At 68.2% G+C, this 3,617-nt stretch carries 4 protein-coding genes and 1 pseudogene; 3 read left to right on the top strand and 2 right to left on the bottom strand.

Features of this window, described 5'->3' with window-relative positions; translation table 11 throughout:
- Nucleotides 1–360 (top strand): annotated as a pseudogene (locus AC5RW2_RS41415) (FAD-dependent oxidoreductase); the annotation flags it as partial.
- Between the two features lie 66 nt (nt 361–426).
- Nucleotides 427–1,473, top strand: coding sequence for a polyprenyl synthetase family protein (locus AC5RW2_RS41410; RefSeq protein WP_494031060.1), 1,047 nt, complete (start codon nt 427–429; stop codon nt 1,471–1,473).
- 57 nt (nt 1,474–1,530) lie between these two features.
- On the opposite strand, the gene AC5RW2_RS41405 is transcribed toward AC5RW2_RS41410, so the two are convergent.
- A complete protein-coding gene (locus tag AC5RW2_RS41405; RefSeq protein ID WP_494031009.1) occupies nt 1,531–1,950 on the bottom strand; it encodes a hypothetical protein in 420 nt (139 codons plus the stop codon).
- Nucleotides 1,951–2,041: 91 nt separating this feature from the next.
- On the bottom strand, nt 2,042–2,683 hold the full coding sequence (locus AC5RW2_RS41400; protein ID WP_494031010.1) for a trimeric intracellular cation channel family protein: 642 nt from the start codon (nt 2,681–2,683) through the stop codon (nt 2,042–2,044).
- A 90-nt stretch (nt 2,684–2,773) separates the two neighbouring features.
- Between AC5RW2_RS41400 and AC5RW2_RS41395 the strand changes: the two genes are divergently transcribed.
- Complete coding sequence (locus AC5RW2_RS41395) at nt 2,774–3,547, top strand: sirohydrochlorin chelatase (protein ID WP_494031011.1); 774 nt, start codon at nt 2,774–2,776, stop codon at nt 3,545–3,547.
- Nucleotides 3,548–3,617: the final 70 nt, after the last annotated feature.

The raw sequence follows: 3,617 nt of genomic DNA, 5'->3' as shown, positions 1-3,617 counted from the left end.
GAGATCATCGAACGCGCGGAACGGGCGCGTTCGCTGGCCGGTAGCCAGGCGTATGAGCACCTGCTGGCCGGCTACGCCGACGTCGTCCGCGGACAGTGGGGCAGCCACTTTACGCTGGGCCGGGTCTTCGCCCGGCTGATCGGCAGGCCGCAGGTCATGAAGCTGGCCCTGCGGACCGGCATGCCGATGCCAGTGCTGATGCGCCTGGTGGTGCGGATGCTGGCGAATCTTACCGATCCCGGCGGCCGCGGTTTTGAGGATAGAGTTATCCATTTGTTGGAACAGCTCGCCCCGGCGACCAGCAACCAGACCGCAGTTTCCGGCGGCACCAACAAGCAACCTGCCCCAACGATTAGTTAGTGTTGAACAGTGACTGAACCCACCAACGCCAGCTGGACCGCTGCCGGCCACGGCCTGCACGAGTCCATGCAGCTGGACCTGGCGACCAGCGCCATCGCGACCGGACTGCGTCTGCCGGCAGGTTTTGCCCTCATCGCCGAGGACCCGAAGCTGGGGCCGGCCGTCTCCACGAGCCTGGCGCGGGTGGAGAAGCAGTTGCGCGAGGCGATCGCCCACTCGGACCCCTTGGCGGATGCTACGAGCCGCCATCTGATGGAAGCCGGGGGCAAGCGGATCCGTCCGCTGCTGACCATCCTGGCGTCACACTTGGGCGAGCCGGGTTCCGCGGAAGTGGTCAAGGCCGCCGTCGTCGTCGAACTGACCCACCTGGCCACGCTGTACCATGACGACGTCATGGATTCGGCGCCGTTCCGCCGTGGGGCGCCCACGGCACACGAAGTCTGGGGCAATTCCGTGGCCATCCTGGCCGGGGACCTGATCTTTGCCCGCGCCTCCATCCTGGTCTCCGAGCTGGGCGGCGAGGCGCTGGGCATCCAGGCCCGGACCTTCGAGCGGCTGGTCCTGGGCCAGCTGCATGAGAGCGTCGGCCCGCGCGAAGGCCAGGATCCCATTGAGCACTATCTGTCCGTGATCGCGGACAAGACCGGCTCCCTAATTGCCGCCTCGGGGCACCTCGGCGCGCTGTTCGCCGGCGCGGGGCGGGACGTCATCGATGTCATGCGCTCCTACGGCGAGAAAGTGGGCATTGCCTTCCAGTTGGCGGACGACGTGATCGACGTGACGGGCGTGAAGGTCAAATCCGGCAAGGTGCCGGGCACCGACCTGCGCGAAGGCGTGCCCACCCTGCCGGTCCTGCTGCTGCGGCGGGCCGCTGCCGCCGGCGACGAATCGGCCGCGCAGGTGCTCGAGCTCGTGGACGCGGACCTGAGCTCCGATGAAGCCCTCGCTGCTGCGGTGGAGGCCGTGCGGGAGCACCCGCAGACCGCCGAGGCCTGGGCGGTTGCCCGGCAGTGGGCCGACGATGCGGTGGCCGCCCTGGACCCGCTGCCCGAGGGCGTGGTCAAGGCCGCCCTGGCCAGCTTCGCGGAGGCCGTGGTTTCCCGGGAGAGCTAGCCTCCCAGCCTCCCGGCACCCCCGGTGAAAGACGCCGGCCCCGGTGAAGGCCGCCGGTCAGTCCTCCTCCTCGAAAACCCACTCGAACAGGTCGAAGACGAACTCGCTGAACGTGCCCTCTTCGCTGACCCAGGTGCCTTTGGCGTTGTTCCGGCGCCACACGATCGGGTCCGGGATGTCCAGCTGATCTTCGCGGATGCCCCAGGTGAAAGCCTCGTCCTCGTCCTCGAGGAACATCAGGAAGCCGTCCTCGATCTCCAGCTCCTCCGGATCCCAGAAGAAGTGGTAGGCCTCCATCAGGTCATCGCAGCCGCCGACGGCCAGGTAGAACTCGCGCAGCACCAGGGGAATGCTGAGGTCGTGTTCAGAGAGCACCTCGTCCAGCTCGTCCGCCGGGATGCCGTCCTCTTCGTGCCATGCGTCCTCGAGGTACTTAGGAACCAAGTCCCGGAACTTTTCCAGAAACATTTCAGTCATGAGCTCTCCCAAGTCAGTCTCCCCAGATCGTTCGAGTGGCGCTACTAGGCATCCTATCCGGGCCGCGGCGGTCCCACGGACGCGGCCCCGATTACACCGGGTCGCTGCGGTCCCGGCTGCGCACGGCCAGCGGCGCGTGCCAGGCAAAATGCAGCGCCGCGACGCGCAGTGCGAAGACAACAACGGCGATCAGAACACCGACGAGCGCATTGAACCAGCCAGCCAGCGAGGCCGCTATGGCTAGCGCGGAGCCGATGAACGCCGGGATGGCGTAGATGTCGCGCGGATTGAACAGGGCCGGTACCTCGTTGGCGACGACGTCACGCAGCAGGCCGCCGCCGACTGCCGTCGTCACCCCCAGCAGGGCGGCAGCCACGGGGTTCAGGCCCGCGTCCAGCGCCTTGACCGCCCCGGTCATGCAGAATAGGGCCAGCCCGCCGGCGTCGAACAGGGTCAGCAGCTTGCCGAGCCGCTCGAAGCCGGACAGCAGGAAGTAGACCAGGACGGCGGCCAGGACAGGCGGGGCAAGATACAGCGGATTGGAAAACGCCGCCGGCACGGTGCCGATGACCAGGTCCCGGACGATGCCGCCGCCCAGTCCCGCCATCGAGCCGAGCAGTAGGGAGCCCACGAGGTCGATACCCTTGTGGGCGGCGAGCATGGATCCGGATACGGCAAAGAAGAAGACTCCGCTCAGGTCCAGTACCAGCGCGAGGTTGATGTTGAGGTCCATGTAACCGTCCGTCGTGTGAGCCTTCCATTCGGTTCCAACGTTACGATGCAGCGCCGGGGTGCGGGCGGATACCCTCGCTAGACTCGGCCCATGAATCCCATCCTGATCGCTTGCTCGCACGGTACCCGGAACGCGGAGGGCGCCGCCGCCATCGAGCGGCTCCGGGACCGGATCCGGAACCTGCGCCCCGGGCTCGACGTGCGCGAAGCCTACGTGGACGTGCAGGAACCTTCCCTGCCCGACGTCGTTGCGCGCCTTCCGGAAGGCACACCGGCGGTGGTGGTGCCGCTGCTGCTCTCCGTCGGATACCACGTCCGGGTGGACATTGCGGCGGCGGTGGCGGACCGTCCGCAGACCGTGGCGGCCAGGCCGCTGGGGCCGGATGCCCGGCTGGCACAGCTGCTGCGGCGGCGGCTGGAAGAGGCGGGGGCAGCGGACGACGACGGCGTGGTGCTGGCCGCCGCCGGATCGTCGGATCCCGCTGCGGCCGGGGATGTTGAACGCATGGCCGACTATTTGCGCGCGCTGCACAGCGGCACCGTTGCGGTGGGCTACGGGGCGAGCGCGGAGCCTGCCGTGGCGGACGCGGTACGTGCCGTCGCCGGATCGCCAGCCGGTGCCGAGGGACCCGGCCGGACAGCCATCGCCTCGTACCTGCTGGCTCCCGGCTATTTCCATGACCAGCTCGCGAAGGCGGGCGCCGACGTCGTCAGTGCAGCCCTGCTGCCGGCGGCGGCCCAGGCGGCCGATGACACCGTGGCCCAGATTGCCGTGGAACGCTTTGAGGAAGCCGCCGCACTCCTGGCCGGAATGTCAGCGGAAGTCAAGGGAACGGGGAACATGACGGAAAATGAGGGAACATGACGGGCCTCCACCCGGTGTGACGCCCTGTGTCCCCGCGTTAACGGGCCCGTTCGGATGCTTGGAGGCCCGG

The organism is Arthrobacter sp. B0316-1-20 (genome assembly GCF_059091865.1).
The sequence above is the reverse complement of the archived record's forward strand: the minus strand, read 5'-3'. Positions and strand labels throughout refer to the sequence as shown.

Coding starts and splice junctions, on each gene's coding strand:
- AC5RW2_RS41410 (WP_494031060.1), top strand. CDS start 427: ATGCAGCTGGACCTGGCGACCAGCGCCATCGCGACCGGACTGCGTCTG.
- AC5RW2_RS41405 (WP_494031009.1), bottom strand. CDS start 1,950: ATGACTGAAATGTTTCTGGAAAAGTTCCGGGACTTGGTTCCTAAGTAC.
- AC5RW2_RS41395 (WP_494031011.1), top strand. CDS start 2,774: ATGAATCCCATCCTGATCGCTTGCTCGCACGGTACCCGGAACGCGGAG.
- AC5RW2_RS41400 (WP_494031010.1), bottom strand. CDS start 2,683: ATGGACCTCAACATCAACCTCGCGCTGGTACTGGACCTGAGCGGAGTC.